The organism is Paracoccus sp. AK26 (genome assembly GCF_011801365.1).
GTDB classification, from domain to species: domain Bacteria; phylum Pseudomonadota; class Alphaproteobacteria; order Rhodobacterales; family Rhodobacteraceae; genus Paracoccus; species Paracoccus aerius.
Window position 1 is genome coordinate 1,240,305 of record NZ_CP041041.1, and the last position, 14,585, is coordinate 1,254,889.

Annotated in this window: 15 protein-coding genes; 7 read left to right on the top strand and 8 right to left on the bottom strand. The window is 65.2% G+C overall.

The genetic code is table 11. From position 1 onward, the window contains the following. The first annotated feature begins 211 nt into the window (after window positions 1–211). Window positions 212–994 carry a 3-hydroxybutyrate dehydrogenase gene (locus FIU66_RS06105; protein WP_167621877.1) on the top strand — a complete coding sequence of 261 codons (783 nt, stop codon included), beginning with the start codon at window positions 212–214 and terminating at the stop codon, window positions 992–994. 21 nt (window positions 995–1,015) lie between these two features. Here FIU66_RS06105 and FIU66_RS06110 read toward each other — a convergent pair whose 3' ends face one another. Both FIU66_RS06110 and FIU66_RS06115 read right to left on the bottom strand, forming a co-directional pair. Beyond that, the gene (locus FIU66_RS06110) at window positions 1,016–1,399 is read right to left on the bottom strand and encodes a host attachment protein (RefSeq protein WP_167621878.1); all 384 of its coding nucleotides are present in this window, start codon (window positions 1,397–1,399) and stop codon (window positions 1,016–1,018) included. A 47-nt stretch (window positions 1,400–1,446) separates the two neighbouring features. Continuing rightward, window positions 1,447–2,649: a pyridoxal phosphate-dependent aminotransferase gene (locus FIU66_RS06115; RefSeq protein WP_167621879.1), complete on the bottom strand. Its 1,203-nt coding sequence runs from the start codon at window positions 2,647–2,649 to the stop codon at window positions 1,447–1,449. Between the two features lie 85 nt (window positions 2,650–2,734). Here FIU66_RS06115 and FIU66_RS06120 point away from each other — a divergent pair, with 85 nt between their 5' ends. Together FIU66_RS06120 and FIU66_RS06125 are read left to right on the top strand one after the other, a co-directional pair. Further along, the gene (locus FIU66_RS06120) at window positions 2,735–3,025 is read left to right on the top strand and encodes a succinate dehydrogenase assembly factor 2 (protein WP_167621880.1); all 291 of its coding nucleotides are present in this window, start codon (window positions 2,735–2,737) and stop codon (window positions 3,023–3,025) included. Window positions 3,026–3,152: 127 nt separating this feature from the next. Beyond that, complete coding sequence (locus FIU66_RS06125; RefSeq protein ID WP_167623404.1) at window positions 3,153–3,653, top strand: MarR family winged helix-turn-helix transcriptional regulator; 501 nt, start codon at window positions 3,153–3,155, stop codon at window positions 3,651–3,653. An 11-nt stretch (window positions 3,654–3,664) separates the two neighbouring features. Here the strand turns inward: FIU66_RS06125 and FIU66_RS06130 are convergent, their stop codons facing one another. The 5 genes from FIU66_RS06130 to FIU66_RS06150 all read right to left on the bottom strand — a co-directional run bounded on the left by FIU66_RS06130 (window position 3,665) and on the right by FIU66_RS06150 (window position 8,153). Next, the gene (locus tag FIU66_RS06130; protein WP_167621881.1) at window positions 3,665–4,093 is read right to left on the bottom strand and encodes a VOC family protein; all 429 of its coding nucleotides are present in this window, start codon (window positions 4,091–4,093) and stop codon (window positions 3,665–3,667) included. A 20-nt stretch (window positions 4,094–4,113) separates the two neighbouring features. After that, a complete protein-coding gene (locus FIU66_RS06135) occupies window positions 4,114–4,593 on the bottom strand; it encodes a dihydrofolate reductase (protein WP_167621882.1) in 480 nt (159 codons plus the stop codon). A gap of 3 nt (window positions 4,594–4,596) precedes the next feature. Continuing rightward, the gene (locus FIU66_RS06140; protein WP_167621883.1) at window positions 4,597–5,430 is read right to left on the bottom strand and encodes a thymidylate synthase; all 834 of its coding nucleotides are present in this window, start codon (window positions 5,428–5,430) and stop codon (window positions 4,597–4,599) included. A gap of 1 nt (window position 5,431) precedes the next feature. Continuing rightward, a complete protein-coding gene (gene parE, locus FIU66_RS06145) occupies window positions 5,432–7,390 on the bottom strand; it encodes a DNA topoisomerase IV subunit B (RefSeq protein WP_167621884.1) in 1,959 nt (652 codons plus the stop codon). A 103-nt stretch (window positions 7,391–7,493) separates the two neighbouring features. Continuing rightward, window positions 7,494–8,153, bottom strand: coding sequence for a glutathione S-transferase family protein (locus tag FIU66_RS06150; protein WP_167621885.1), 660 nt, complete (start codon window positions 8,151–8,153; stop codon window positions 7,494–7,496). Window positions 8,154–8,326: 173 nt separating this feature from the next. On the opposite strand from FIU66_RS06150, the gene FIU66_RS06155 reads away from it, so the two are divergent. From FIU66_RS06155 to ccoS, 4 genes are read left to right on the top strand one after another with little or no spacing between them, the layout of a single operon-like run. Then, window positions 8,327–9,877 (top strand): cytochrome c oxidase accessory protein CcoG, encoded by a 1,551-nt coding sequence (locus tag FIU66_RS06155; RefSeq protein ID WP_167621886.1) that lies wholly within the window; start codon window positions 8,327–8,329, stop codon window positions 9,875–9,877. 1 nt (window position 9,878) lies between these two features. Then, a complete protein-coding gene (locus FIU66_RS06160; RefSeq protein ID WP_167621887.1) occupies window positions 9,879–10,346 on the top strand; it encodes a FixH family protein in 468 nt (155 codons plus the stop codon). Window position 10,347: 1 nt separating this feature from the next. Continuing rightward, window positions 10,348–12,534 (top strand): heavy metal translocating P-type ATPase, encoded by a 2,187-nt coding sequence (locus FIU66_RS06165; RefSeq protein ID WP_167621888.1) that lies wholly within the window; start codon window positions 10,348–10,350, stop codon window positions 12,532–12,534. 12 nt (window positions 12,535–12,546) lie between these two features. After that, on the top strand, window positions 12,547–12,708 hold the full coding sequence (ccoS, locus tag FIU66_RS06170) for a cbb3-type cytochrome oxidase assembly protein CcoS (RefSeq protein ID WP_167621889.1): 162 nt from the start codon (window positions 12,547–12,549) through the stop codon (window positions 12,706–12,708). Window positions 12,709–12,778: 70 nt separating this feature from the next. Here ccoS and FIU66_RS06175 read toward each other — a convergent pair whose 3' ends face one another. Then, window positions 12,779–14,437, bottom strand: a complete 1,659-nt coding sequence (locus FIU66_RS06175; protein WP_240544750.1) for a serine hydrolase — start codon at window positions 14,435–14,437, stop codon at window positions 12,779–12,781. Window positions 14,438–14,585 lie beyond the last annotated feature (148 nt).

Sequence of the window (14,585 nt, forward strand, 5' to 3'; positions counted from 1 at the left end):
GGATCGTCAATGGCAGGACAAACTTCTCGGTTGGACTCGGGCGGGGGTTGGCGTATAAATGACTTACTGCTCGATAGGTTTCTTGCCTGTATGAAACCTGCCTCATGACTTGCGCCCGCCTTGTGCGGGCGTTTTTTTTTCATCATGCTGCAGCTGCAAACGGCCGCGAAACAACATTGGCCGGTTAAAGCCGTCAGTCAGGAGGGGGGCGATGTTCCAGAAGTTTCTAGCCGGTAAAACCGCAGTCGTGACGGGTTCTAACTCGGGCATCGGGCTGGGGATCGCGCACCGCCTTGCCGCTGCCGGGGCCGATGTCGTCCTGAACAGCTTCACCGACCGGGACGAGGATCACGCGCTTGCCGACACGCTGTCGCGTGAACACGGCGTCACCGCACGCTACATCAAGGCGGACATGTCCAAGGGCCAGGAATGTCGCGCGTTGATCACGCAGGCAGGCCGCTGCGACATCCTGGTCAACAATGCCGGCATCCAGCATGTCGCCGCCATCCAGGACTTCCCGGTCGAGAAATGGGACGCCATCATTGCGATCAACCTGACTTCGGCCTTCCACACGACGGCTGCGGCCCTGCCGCTGATGCGGGGGGCCGGCTGGGGGCGGATCATCAACGTGGCATCCGCCCACGGCTTGACGGCAAGCGCCTACAAGTCGGCCTATGTCGCGGCCAAGCATGGAATCGTCGGCTTTTCCAAGGTCACCGCGCTTGAGACCGCGAAAGAGCCGATCACCTGCAACGCTGTCTGCCCCGGCTATGTCCTGACCCCCTTGGTCGAGGCGCAGATACCCGACACGATGAAGGAATACGGCCTGTCGCGGGAAGAAGTAATCCAGAAGGTGATGCTGGAACGACAGCCGTCCAAGGACTTCGTCACGGTCGAGCAACTGGGCGATACCACGGTCTTCCTGTGCAGCGATGCGGCAGCACAGATTACCGGCACGGCGATCAGCGTCGACGGAGGCTGGACCGCCCTGTAAGCACCGCCCAGCCCCGGCCAGTCAGGACAAGGCGTCCTCGATGGCGCGCAGGTCCGAGTTGGTCAGGTTCTTGTCGATCTCCTTGCGCAGGCGGAACTGCAACTCCTTGTGATACCGCTTGCGCAGGATCCCCAGGGTCGAGGGATCGGCGATCACGGCAATGTCGTCGACCTTGTTCTTCAGGACCATGGCGTTCAGGTAATCCGCAAGCTGGGCCACGAAGGCCAGCGGATCCTCTCCGCCCGGAAGGATCTCGGCCGCGGCCTCGCCCGGTTGACGCTGATTCAAGATTTCCGGCGTAACCTGTTCGCTTTCCTTCAGTTCCAGCCCATACTGTGCCTTGTTCCGGAACAGTCTAGCCGAATGGCTGTCGGCGACCACGACCAGTGCGTTTTGGGGCAGCATTCCTGTCTCCTGTTTCGGTGCTGCCTTTGAACGCGTGGTCGAAGAGGTCAGTTGCAGCTTTCGCAGAAACGCCTGATGCGGTCGATCGCCGTGACCAGCCGGTCGTCGCTGGTGGCATAGGAGATGCGGAAATGTGGCGACAGGCCAAAGGCCGCGCCAAACACCACCGCCACTCCGGTTTCATCCAGCAGGGCGTTGGCAAAGGCCTGGTCATCCGTGATCGTGGCGCCTGCGGCCGAGGTCTTGCCGATCAGCCCCTTGATCGACGGATAGACATAGAAGGCACCCTGCGGGACGGGGCAGTCGATGCCCGGGCAGGTGTTCAGCCCGGCCACGACCAGGTCGCGCCGGCGTTGAAAGACCGCGCGGCTTTCGCTGATATAGTCCTGCGGACCCGTCAACGCCGCTTCGGCCGCGAACTGGCTGATCGATGACGGGTTCGACGTCGATTGCGACTGCAGCTTGGCCATCGCCTTGATAAGGCTTTCGGGGGCCGCGCCATAGCCGATCCGCCAGCCGGTCATGGCATAGGCCTTGCTGACGCCGTTCATGGTCAGGGTCCGATCCTTCAGCGCGGGTTCGACCTGGGCGGGGGTGACGAACTCGAAGCCGTCGAACACGAGGTGTTCGTAGATGTCGTCGGACAGCACCCAGACTTGCGGATGGCGCATCAGCACATCGGTTAGCGCCTTCATCGCCGCGCGGTCATAGCCTGCCCCCGAGGGATTGGAGGGCGAATTGAGGATCAGCCACTTCGTCTGCGGCGTGATCGCCGCCTCGAGCGCATCGGGCATCAGGCGGAAGCCCTGCTCCAGCCCGCATTCCACGATCACCGGCGTGCCGCCCGCCAGCAGCACCATGTCGGGATAGCTGACCCAGTAGGGGGCCGGAATGATGACCTCGTCCCCGTCGTTCAGCGTGGCCATCAGCGCGTTGAACAGGATCTGCTTGCCGCCGGTGCCCACGGTGACCTGCGAGGGCGCATAATCCAGTCCGTTCTCGCGCGAGAACTTGTCGCAGATCGCCCGCTTCAGCGAAGGGGTCCCGTCAACGGCCGTATAGCGCGTGTGGCCCCCATCGATCGCGGCCTTTGCGGCCTCGCGGATATTGACCGGCGTATCGAAGTCGGGTTCGCCTGCCGAAAGGCTGATGATGTCGCGGCCCTGGGCGCGCAGTTCCGCCGCGCGGGTCGTCATGGCGATCGTGGGCGATGGCTTGATGCGGTTCAGGCGGTCTGACAACAGGTCCATGGCGGCCCTTCATGGTTTGAACGTCGTGCCTGCATGGCTTAGTCTGCGGCCCAAAGATCGGCAAGCGTGCCAGAAGGATGACAGAATGACCGAAGCCGCCGAAACCCGTTTGCGCCGCCTCAGGATTCGCAGCTGGCGCAGAGGCATGAAGGAGATGGACCTGATCCTGGGCCATTTCGCCGATGGTCCGCTGGCTCTGCTGGATGGTGCCGATCTTGACGCCTATGAGGCCATGTTGAACGAGAACGATCAGGATCTGTATCTGTGGGTGACCGCGCGGGTCAATGGCGGGACCAATCGCGGTCCCGACGACCTTGGCATGGTCCTTGACCGGATCGCGGATCATGCTGCCGAACGCCTGAAGCCGGTTCGCTAAAATTTTCCCCAATCTCTTGCGGAAGTTGCGTCGCATTAACTGAAGATTTTGGATTTTGCGGCAATGTCGGGTCATGACGAACAAATCAGGACCGCGAGACGCCATGATTTCCCCCGCGCCGCGCGATATGCGCCCCCAGGCCGATGTTCAGGCTCTGCCGGATCTGGCAGACACGACGGAAGCCTATCTAGAATCCCTGCAGCTTTTGGAACGGCTGCACCGGCTGATGCTGGATCTGGTCAAGGATGAATTCGAACGCCTTGGCCGGCATGACCTGACCCCGGTCCAGGCGATGATTCTCTATAACCTCGGCGGGGCCGAGGTGTCGGCGGGCGAACTACGGTCCCGCGGCATGTATCAGGGATCGAATGTCAGCTATAACCTGAAAAAGCTGGTGACGATGGGCTATGTCCACCACGAGCGCAGCGACATGGACCGCCGCTCGGTCCGGGTGAAGCTGTCCGAGGAAGGACAGGCGGTCCGCGACATGGTCCACCGCCTGTTCCTGCGCCATGCCGAGGGTCTGGCCATGTCCGGCGTGCTGGAAGACCCGCCCCTTGAGCAGGTCAACCTGCAAAGCCGCCGGATCGAGCGGTTCTGGCTTGAACAGATCCGCTACATCTACTGACGGCTGGACGTTTACCAGTGGCCGGTATTTTCCATGCTGGCCCAGGGTTCCGCCGGGGGCAGGTGATCTCCTTCCTGCAAAAGCTCGATCGACACATTGTCCGGGCTGCGCACGAAGGCCATATGCCCATCCCGCGGCGGACGGTTGATCGTGACGCCCGCGTCCATCAGCTTCTGGCAGAGGTCATAGATGTTGCCGACGCGATAGGCGAGATGGCCGAAATGCCGGCTGTCCGACGGCAGGCCTTCGTCGCCGTCCCAGTTGTAGGTCAGTTCGACAGGGCATTCCGGCTGGCTCGGAGGGGCCATGAAGACCAGCGTGAAGCGGCCCTTGTCGTTGTCGATGCGGCGCGTTTCCTCCAGCCCCAGCAGCTTGAAGAAGGCCATCGTCTTTTCCAGGTCGGCAACCCGGACCATCGTGTGCAGGTAACGTATGTTCATGAAGATCCTCCTGTCATGATCTATCGGCGGCGCAGGTATTCGAAGACTGTGCAGCGCGGTTCATTGCCGCGCAGAAGGATTGGGCCGAGGCGATCCCAGCTTGTCTCGTCGAACCGGGGGAAGAAGGCGTCAGCACCTTCGACGGCCAGATCCACCTCGGTCAACAGCAGCCGGTCGGCCAGGGGCATCATCGCCTGGTAGACGGCGGAACCCCCGATGCCATAGATGCGGCGGTGGCCTGCGCGATGGGCGTGTTCGACTGCTGCCTCTGGCGTGGAATGGACATGTTCGGCCACGGAGGGATCCGAGGACACCACCAGGTTCAGGCGGTTCTTCAGCGGCTTGAACGGCAGGCTTTCCCAGGTCCGGCGGCCCATGATCACCGCGCCGCCGGTGGTTTCCCGTTGGAAGAAGGCCAGATCCTCGGGCGCGTGCCAGGGGATCGTGTTGTTCTTGCCGATGGCGCCGTCGCGGTCGCGTGCTGCGATCAATGTCAGCATGGTCTAGACCGCCACCGGGGCCTTGATGGCCGGGTCAGGGTCATAGTTCAGCACCTCGAAGTCTTCGAAGCGGAAATCGAAGATCGACCCGACCTCGCGGCGCAGCCGCAACTGGGGCAGGGGTTTCGGGTCACGCGCAAGCTGCGTGCGCACCTGATCCAGATGGTTCGAATAGATATGTGCATCACCGATGGAATGGACGAAATCGCCCGGCTGATAGCCCGTCACATGGGCCAGCATCACCTGCAGCAGCGCATAGGAAGCAATGTTGAACGGAACGCCCAGGAACATGTCCGCCGACCGCTGGTAAAGCTGCAGATGCAGCTTGCCCCCCAGGATCCGCACCTGCCACAGCGTATGGCAGGGCGGCAGCGCCATCTCCGGCACATCGCCGGGGTTCCACGCGGACACGATCAGGCGCCGAGAGTCCGGCGTCCTGCGGATCGCATCCACCAGATCGGCGATCTGATCGACATGGCCCGCAAAGAACAGCGGGCGCCCCTCGGCGTCCAGGCCGCTGGGCACCAGCTTGGGAAAGTGGCGCCATTGCCGGCCATAGACAGGGCCAAGGTCGCCATTCTCGTCCGCCCATTCGTCCCAGATCGAGACGCCGTTTTCCTGCAGATAGCGAATGTTGGTATCGCCCGACAGGAACCACAAAAGCTCGTGGATGATCGACTTCAGGTGCAGCTTCTTGGTCGTGACCAGCGGAAAGCCGTCGGCCAGCGGATAGCGGCACTGCAGCCCGAAATGGCTGATCGTGCCGGTTCCGGTCCGGTCGGTGCTTTCCTGGCCCTGTTCCAGAACCGTGCGCAGGGCGTCGTGATACTGCCGCATCTCAGACGTCCAGCTCTTCTGCGAAGCGGGCGTTTTCCTGGATGTATTCGAAGCGCAGTTCGGGCTTCTTGCCCATCAGGCGTTCGACCAGGTCGCCGGTCTCGCCCCCTTCGTCGTCGTCGATGCTGACCCGGATCAGCTTGCGCGTCTTGGGGTTCATGGTCGTGTCCTTGAGGTCCTTGGCGTCCATTTCGCCCAGACCCTTGAAGCGTTGCACGTCGATCTTGCCGCGCCCGCCCAGGCCCTTGGCCAGCATCCGTTCCTTCTCGGCGTCATCCGCGACATAGACCCGGTGCGCCCCTTGGGTCAGGCGATACAGCGGCGGGCAGGCCAGATACAGGTGGCCCTTGTCGATCATCGGCCGCATCTGCGTGAAGAAGAAGGTCATCAGCAGGCTGGCGATATGCGCCCCGTCCACGTCGGCATCGGTCATGATGATGACCTTGTCATAGCGAAGGTCATCGACCTTGAACTTGGATCCCATTCCGACGCCAAGGGCCTGACAAAGATTGCTGATTTCCTGGTTGGCCCCCATCTTGGTCGAGGCCGCGCCCAGCACGTTCAGGATCTTGCCCCGCAGCGGCAGCAAAGCCTGGTTGGTGCGGTCGCGCGCCATCTTGGCCGACCCGCCAGCGCTGTCGCCTTCGACGATGAACAGTTCGGTGCCGTCCCGGCTGGTGGCGCTGCAATCGACCAGCTTGCCGGGCAGGCGCAGCTTTTTCGTCGCCGTCTTGCGGGCGGTTTCCTTTTCCTGCTTGCGGCGCAGGCGTTCATCCGCCCGCAGGATCAGGAAGTCCAGGATCGCGCCCGCCGATTTCGTGTCGGCCGCGAGCCAGGTGTCGAAGTGGTCGCGCACGGCGTTCTCGACCAGGCGGGCGGCCTCGGTCGTGGCGAGGCGGTCCTTGGTCTGGCCCACGAATTCCGGCTCTCGGATGAAGCAGGACACAAGCGCGCAGCCGCCGGTCAGCAGGTCTTCCCGGGTGATCTGCGCGGCCTTCTTGTTGTTGATCCGCTCGCCATAGGCCCGCACGCCCTTGAGGATGGCGGACCAGAAGCCCGCTTCGTGGGTGCCGCCCTCGGGCGTGGGGACCGTGTTGCAATAGGACTGGATGAATCCGTCGCGCGACGGGGTCCAGTTGATCGCCCAGTCGACTTTGCCCGGCGCGCCCTGGCGGCGGAAATCGACGCTGCCCGCGAAGGGCCGGTCGGCATAGGTGCTGGCGCCTGTCAGGGTCTCGGCAAGGTAATCCGCCAGACCGCCGGGGAAATGGAAAGTGGCCTCTCGCGGGGTTTCGCCGTCGTCTATTTCCGATTTCCAGCGGATTTCGACACCGCTGAACAGATAGGCCTTGGACTTGACCATCTTCAGAAGCCGCGCCGGCTTGAAGCGGTGATGGCCGAAGATGTCTTCATCCGCGTGGAAGACCACGGTCGTGCCGCGCCGGTTCGGGGCCGCGCCGATCCTGGCCACCGGCCCCTGCGGCACCCCGCGCGAGAACCGCTGCTCGAACAGTTCCTTGTTGCGGGCGACCTGCACGACCATGATGTCCGACAGCGCGTTCACGACCGAGGCGCCGACCCCGTGCAACCCGCCCGAGGTCTGGTAGGTATCACCTGAAAACTTGCCCCCCGCGTGCAGCGTGCACAGGATCACCTCGAGCGCGGACTTGCCCGGAAACTTGGGGTGCGGGTCGATGGGGATGCCGCGGCCATTGTCGCGGACGCTGACGCTGTAGTCGGCCAGAAGCTCTACCTCGATCCGCGTCGCATGGCCCGCCACCGCCTCGTCCATCGAGTTGTCGAGGATTTCCGCCACCAGGTGATGCAGCGCGCGTTCGTCCGTGCCGCCGATATACATGCCGGGTCGCTTGCGCACGGGCTCCAGCCCCTCCAGCACCTCGATCGAGGCGGCGGAATAGCTGTCGGTCGCATCGACTGCGGAAAGAAGGTCGTCGGCCATCGGTTCTGCTCTTGTTCTTGGTGCGGATGCGGCGGTTATCTCATGCGGCGAAGGCTTTTGCCAACCCCGCCGGCCAATTCGGCCGGTCGTCCCGGGACCGGGGCTATTCCGGTTCGGCCAGGCGCGCGTCCCACATCTTGCGGAAGGCCGGGCGGGCCTGGCAGCGTTCAAGCCATGCCATGACCGCCGGAAACTGCCCCATCAGCTCACCGTAGCCCTGGGCATAGCGCAGGATCTCGGCCAGGTTGAGGTCGGCCACGGTGAAGCGGCCCCCGACCAGATGTTCATGGGTGGAAAGATGCCCCTCGATCACCTTGAGGGGCCGGACCAGCCGTTCGGCGGAATTGGCGACAATGGCCTGGTCGTCTCCGGGCTGGAGGCGGGACGGCGCGTGCAGGAACAGAATCGTCAGCGCGTCGGGTTCGACGCTGGTGGCGGCATAGAAGCTCCACTGCATCATCTGGGCATCTTCGGCCAGATCGGCGGGGCCAAGATCGCCACCGTATTTGCGCGCCAGATACAAGGTCGCTGCCAGGGACTCGCCCAGGACCAGACCGTCATCCTCGATTACGGGAATGGTGCCGGCGGGCGACAGGGCCAGGAAGGCCGGGGAATGGGTGTTCAGCGGGGCGTCGGGCGCATCGGGATCGGCCAGCCGATAGGCCTGGATCACGGGCTTCTGGCGGAACTCCAGCCCAATCTCGTGGCAAAGCCAGATGATGCGGGACGCGCGCGATCGGGTGACGCCGTGGATGGTCAGCATGTGAAGCTCCTTTGCCGGTCGGACGGGATGCGACCTTCCTGCGACAGGAATGCCGGATCATCAGATGTGACGCAAGCGAGGGACGGGGACGGGCGGCCGCATTTGATGCAGGTCAAGGAATCCCGCTGCCGCCGGGTCTAGACCGGACCCGCGAAACAGGAGCGATTCTTAAGATGTCCAATCCCGAATTGGACCATCCCAGCCTTTACGCCAAGCGGGAGCCGATCTTCCCCAAGCGTGTCGCCGGGCGGTTCAGGACCCTCAAGTGGATCGTCATGGGCATAAGCCTGGCGATCTATTACATCCTGCCCTGGATCCGGTGGGACCGCGGCCCGACCATGCCGGACCAGGCCGTCCTGGTCGATCTGGCCAACCGGAGGTTCTTCTTCTTCTGGATCGAGATCTGGCCCCACGAGTTCTATTTCGTGGCGGGCCTTCTGGTGATGGCCGGACTGGGCCTGTTCCTGTTCACCAGTGCCTTGGGACGCGTGTGGTGCGGCTATGCCTGCCCGCAGACGGTCTGGACCGACCTGTTCATCCTGGTGGAACGCTGGATCGAGGGTGACCGCAACGCCCGCATCCGCCTGCACCGCCAGCACTGGGACGCGCAGAAGATCCGGCTGCGGGCGCTGAAATGGGCGGCCTGGCTGGTGATCGCGCTGCTGACGGGGGGCGCCTGGATCTTCTATTTCACCGACGCGCCGACGCTGCTGGGACACCTGCTGGCGGGGCAGGCTCATCCAGTCGCCTACATCACAATGACGATCCTGACCGCGACGACCTTCCTCTTCGGCGGCTTTGCCCGCGAACAGATCTGCATCTATGCCTGCCCCTGGCCGCGCATCCAGGCCGCCATGATGGACGAGGACACGTTGACCGTCGCCTATCGCGAATGGCGGGGCGAGCCGCGCGGCAAGACCAACGTCCGCCACCGGCCGGCGGCTGTCGCTGCTGCGGTCGAGGTTACCAGCCGGGCCGCGGGGCCGGCGGCAGGCGCCACCTATCCGGCCACGCCTTATCCGGGCCTGCCTGCCGGCGTCGGCGGACCGATCCCCGCCACGTCCGGCGGGGACTGCATCGACTGCCTGGCCTGCGTGAATGTCTGCCCGATGGGCATCGACATCCGCGAGGGCCAGCAGATGGAATGCATCACCTGCGCGCTGTGCATCGACGCCTGCGACGAGATCATGGACAAGATCGGCAAGCCGCGCGGGCTGATCGACTACATGGCGCTGAAGGACGAGACTGCCGAACGCGCGGGCGCCCAGCCCAAGTCGGTCTGGCGGCACATCTTCCGGCCACGGACGATCCTGTATTTCACGCTGTGGTCCGGGATCGGGGTGGCGCTGATCGTCGCGCTGTTCATGCGGTCCCCCTTCGACCTGAACGTCTCGCCGGTGCGCAACCCGCTGTTCGTGACCATGTCGGACGGGGCAATCCGCAACACCTACGAGGTGCGGCTGCGCAACAAGCAGCATGATGACCGCGACTTCAGCTTTGCGGTTGAAGGGGCGGACGGCCTGACCGTCGCGGTCGAGGGCGCGGCTGCGGGGATCGTCCGGGTGCCCGCGGACGAGACCCTCGGCAGCAGGCTTTATGTGACTGCACCGGCGGGATCCGATCTTGCCGCAAGGGCCACGACGCCCCTGAATTTGGTCGTGCGTGACGAAGTCGACGGAATGACCGCATCGGTCGGCACGATCTTCCACGGAAAGGATGAATAGGATGACACGGGAACTGACCGGACGCCATGTCCTGGCGATCACGCTGGCGGCCTTTGGCGTCATCATCGCCGTCAACCTGGTCATGGCTTTCCTGGCCGTGGGCAGCTTCCCGGGGCTCGAGGTGAAGAACAGCTATGTCGCCTCGCAGCACTTCGACCGGGACCGGCAGGCGCAGGAGAGCCTGGGCTGGACGGCCAGGGCCAGCTATGACGGCACCCGCATCACGATCGAGATCGTGGATGGGCAGGGCACCCATCCTGTCCTGCGGGATTTCACGGCCACCATCGGGCGCCCCACGCACAAGCGCGCGGATGTGACGCCGCATTTCGAAGTTGCAGGCGGCGGCATCTACCGCGCCCCCCTGGTGCTGGAGCCGGGGGTCTGGAACATCAACGTCCAGGCAGTCGCGCCGGATGGAACCACGTTCCGCCAGCGGCTGGATCATTATGCCGGTGCGATGGTGAACTGACATGGCCGACCTGACCGCTTCGGGCTTCAGCGCCTGTCCCGCCTGCGACGCGGCGCCCTTGGCGCAACGTCTGGCGGACCGGGCCGAAGTGGCGCAGGGAACGGTGATCCTGTCCCTGCCGACCGCCCATTGCGCGACTTGCATCACCGATGTCGAAACCGCGCTGACCGCTCATCCGGGCGTTCGCAACGCCCGCGTCAACCTGACCCTGCGCCGCGTCACGGTGGACGCGCCGGGTCTTGCCGCCGACGACCTGATCCCCGTTCTCGCAAGGGTGGGATACGAGGCGCATGAACTGGATCCCGACGCCCTGTCGGCCACCACGGCCGACCGTCAGGGGCGCGACCTGCTGATGCGGATCGGCGTGTCAGGATTCGCGATGATGAACATCATGATCCTGTCTGTGGCCGTCTGGTCGGGGGCCGAATCCGCGACGCGTGACCTGTTCCACTGGATCAGCGGCGCCATCGCTCTGCCCACCGTATTCTTTGCAGGGCAGCCCTTCTTCCGCAGCGCATGGGCTGCGATCCGGGTTGGACGGCTGGGCATGGACGTGCCGATCTCGCTGGCGCTGATCCTGGCCAGTGCGATCTCGGTCTATGAAACGATGGAATCGGGCCACCACGCCTATTTCGACGCGGCGGCGATGCTGTGCTTCTTCCTGCTGATCGGGCGCTATCTGGACCACCGCACGCGCGCGATCGCCAGATCCGCCGCGGCCGAACTGACCGCGCTGGAGGTTCCGCGCGCCGCGCTGCTGGTGGACGGGGCCGAACAGACCGTTCCCGTTGCCAGCCTGCGCCCCGGAGACCTGATCCGGGTCCGCCCCGGCGCGCGCATTCCCGCCGATGGCGAGATCGTCGAGGGCCGGTCCGAGATCGACCGCGCCCTGTTGACTGGCGAAACGCTGCCCGTGCTGGCCCAGCCCGGCCAGAGGCTGTCGGCAGGCGAGGTGAACCTGACCGGCCCCCTGACCCTGAGGGTGACGGCGGCGGGGCGGGATTCGTCGCTGGCCCGCCTGACCGCCCTGGTCGAGGCTGCCGAGGCCGCGCGCGGACGCTATACCTCGCTGGCGGAACGGGCGTCGCGGCTTTATTCGCCCAGCGTTCACCTGATGGCGTTGTGCAGCTTTGCGGGTTGGATGTGGGTGACGGGCGACTTGCGCCTGGCGGTGAACATCGCGGCGGCGGTGCTGATCGTGACCTGCCCCTGCGCGCTTGGCCTGGCGGTTCCAGCAGTGGCGACGGCGGCGTCGGGACGGCTGTTCCGGCGCGGGCTGCTGATCAAGGACGGCACGGCGCTTGAGCGGCTGGCCGAGGTCGACACCGTCGTCTTCGACAAGACGGGCACCCTGACCCTTGGCCGGCCAACGCTGGTCAGCGACGATCCGCTGCCTGCCGATCTGCGCCCGGTGGCGCGCGCCCTGGCGCAGGCCTCGGCCCATCCCCTGTCGGTCGCGCTTGCCGCGGCGCTGACGGATGAACCGGCCGAGCTGTCGGAGGTGACCGAGCATCCGGGCTTCGGCGTCTCGGCCCGCTGGGGGGGGCGTCCGGTCCGGCTGGGCCGTGCCGATTGGCTGGGCGTGTCGGATCACGAGGATCGCCCCACAAGCGCGACCTGGCTTGCGGTCGAGGGACAGGCCCCGGTGCGGCTGGAATTCACCGACGAGCTGCGCCCCGGCGCTGCCGATTGCGTGGCGCGCCTTCGCAAGGCGGGACTGCGGGTGCTGCTGATCTCGGGCGACCGGCCGGCGGCGGTTGCCGATCTGGCCGCCCGGCTGGGCATCGACGACCACCGCGCCGCGGTCGATCCCAAGGGAAAAGAAGCGATGGTGGCCGATCTTGCGGCACAGGGCGCGCATGTCCTGATGGTGGGGGACGGTCTGAACGATACGGCGGCGCTTGCCCGGGCCCATGCCTCGATCTCTCCGGCAAGTGCCCTGGATGCGGCGCGGGTTGCCAGCGACATGGTGCTGACCGGCAGCGACCTGGTGCCCGTGGCCGAGGCGGTCGCCTTGGCCCGGCTGGCGACGCGACGGATCCGGCAGAACTTTGCGATCTCGATCGCCTATAACATCGTGGCGGTGCCGCTGGCCGTGGTAGGGATGGTGACGCCGCTGATCGCAGCGCTGGCGATGTCGCTAAGCTCGATCACGGTGACGCTGAACGCGCTGCGGCTGCGCGATTGAAAGGACGGCCCCATGGAGATGCTCTCGATCCTCATCCCGGTTTCGCTGGGCCTTGGCGCGGCGGGCCTTGTCGCGTTCATCTGGGCCCTACGCTCGCGGCAGTTCGAGGATCCGAAAGGCGATGCCGAACGGATCCTCAGCGACAAGTGGGACGACCGGCCGAAGCCCGACTGACCGACATCTTGCAAGCAAAAGGGGCGGAAACTTACCCGCCCCTTTGTCCTGTTCTGCTTTTCCCGAAAGGTCAGCGGCCGACCACCTGGCATTCCTGGGACCGGCTGAGGAAGCGTTCGCAGATCAGTTCGGCATTGCCCTTGGTCAGGTTCGCGAAGCTGGGCTGAAAGCCGCGCTTCGTGTCCGCGACATGGCGCTGTGCACCGCCCAGGATCGCGCCGTCTTGCAGCGCGCTGCGCAGCAGCAGCTTTTCGGCTTCGGCCTTGGACGAGAACATGCCCAGCGTCACGCCCCAGCTGCGGCCGCTGTTGGCGGGGCGCGAAACGATCTCGAGCTCTTCGGGGTTCGAACGGTCGCCTTCGCCCATCGCGGCCAAGATGACCGTTTCCGACCGCGGCTTCGGCGCGGGCGAGGCCAGCAGCGACATCGAGGCGCCCCCGGCCTGCGGCACAGCCTCAGCCACGGCGCGCGCGATCGCTTCCGGATCGGCGCCGGGATTGCCTGCCTCGGACGCCTCGGCCACGGCGGCGATGCTGGCCGTGCGCGAACGCGGCGCCGGGGCAGGGCGGGCCGACGCAGCAAGGACCGGCGCGGCAAGGCTTGCCGATTGCGGTTGGGCTGCCTCGGGGGCGGCGGCTTCGGCAACTGCCGGTGCCGCGCGCCTGCTGACAGGTCGCGCACTGGCGGCAAGGGTCAACCCGCCGACGGCCACAGCCTCGGGCGCCGCTTGCGGGACCTGGGCGACTGCTGCGGTCGAGGCCTGGGCCGGACGGCTGACCCGTGCCGGGGGGGCCGATGCCGACAGCACCAGCCGCTGCGTCTGCGGCGCCGTCGCGGCGGCGGTGGGTTCGACCTGGGCACGACGGACCACGCGCTGCGCCAGCAGGCGCGGCGCTTCGGGCCGGACTTCGCGGACGCGGTTCGGCACCCGGGTAAAGCCTGAATCCAGCAACTGCGCCATCACCTGGTTGCGATGCGCCGTCGAGGTGCCGCCGAAGACCGTGGCCACCAGCCGCTTGTTGCCGCGCTGCGCCGAAGCCGTCAGGTTGAAGCCTGCCGCACGGGTATAGCCCGTCTTGATCCCGTCCGCGCCTTCGTAGGCGTCCAGGAACCGCTTGTTGGTCGACGATACCTGCGCAATCCCCGCATCCGCCGAACGGCGGGAGAAGATGTTGTAATATTGCGGGAAATCATAGAACAGCCGCCGCCCCAGGATCGTCATGTCATGGGCCGAGGAATAGTGCCCTTCCTGGGTCAGGCCATGCGCGTTACGGAAATTGCTGTTCCGCATCCCAAGGGCGCGCGCCATCTGGGTCATCTGCTGGGCAAAGGCCTCCTCGGACCCTGCCAGACCCTCGCCAATGGCGGTGGCGGCGTCGTTGGCCGATTTGATCGCGGCGGCGCGGATCAGATAGCGAAGCTCGATTCGCTGGCCCGCCTTCAGGCCCAGCTTCGACGGAGGCTCGGACGCGGCATTGGTCGAGACCGGGAACTGGGAATCCAGCCGGACCTGTCCACGCTCGATCGCTGTGAAGGCCATGTAGAGCGTCATCATCTTCGTGAGGGACGCGGGATGCAGCCGCGTATCCTCGTTCTGCTTGTAGATGGGCTGGCCTGTGCGGGCGTCGATCACATAGGCGGCAAAGGGCGCCGCCGTAACTGTGGCCGGGGCCAGGATGGCCAGCAAGAGAAAAGCCCACAGCCGGGCTGTCAGGGAAATTGGGATCACTGTCGCGGTCTCTCTGCCTCGGGACGGCATGTCGTTTGTTGCATGCCCTTGCTTAATATTCGGATAATAGCATGACATTCACGGCCATGTAACCGCTGATTTGGTATATTTTGCATGCCCTGCTCGCCCTTGGGCGGGGTTTCATCAG